The sequence below is a fragment of the Xanthobacter sp. BG11Y11_SDJG genome, from assembly GCF_057364445.1.
Genome location: NZ_JBNFNU010000846.1, coordinates 1 through 667, shown reverse-complemented (window position 1 = coordinate 667; position 667 = coordinate 1). Strand labels below are relative to the sequence as shown.

The following is a 667-nucleotide window of genomic DNA, read 5'->3' as shown; positions in this document are numbered from 1 at the left end:
CGGGCCGCGTCGGGCACCTCGATCCGCCCGGGTGACGCCCAGCGCCGCCGCCGCCTTGTCCACGGCGGCGAAGGCTTCGGGCAGGCCCCGGGTGCGGAAATAGCCGTCCGCCACGGCGATCCTCAGGTCGCCGATGCCGGCGCCGAGCGCACCCGCCACCGGTTCGGCGGGCCGCGGCGTCTGCATCGGGTCGTCGGGGTCGGACGCCTGCATGGCGTCATAGGCGAGCGCCAGATCCTCCACCGTGCGGGCGAACGGGCCCAGATGGTCGAAGCTCGACACGAACGGGAAGCTGCCGGCGCGCGAGAGCCGCCCAAACGTGGGCTTCAGCCCGAACGTGCCGCACAGCGCCGAGGGCACGCGGATGGAGCCGTTGGTGTCGGAGCCGAGCGCCAGCGGCACTAGGCCCGCCGCCACCGCCGCCCCCGAGCCGCCGGAGGAGCCGCCCGACATGCGGTCCAGCGCGTGCGGGTTGCGCGAGGACCGTCGTGGAGGTTCTCGCCGGTGAAGTCATAGGCGTATTCGCCCATGTTGAGCCCGCCGACGAGCACCGCGCCCTGCCCCTCCAGGAGGCGGATGAGCGTGGCGTCCGCCAGGGCGGCGGGCCGGTCGCGGTTGATCTTCGCGCCGGCGCGGGGTTGGCAGGCCCTTGATGTCGAACAGGTTC

At 74.1% G+C, this 667-nt stretch carries 1 pseudogene; it reads right to left on the bottom strand.

The features are described 5' to 3' along the window. Window positions 1-667: pseudogene (locus AC2W7M_RS26910) on the bottom strand (amidase family protein); the annotation flags it as partial.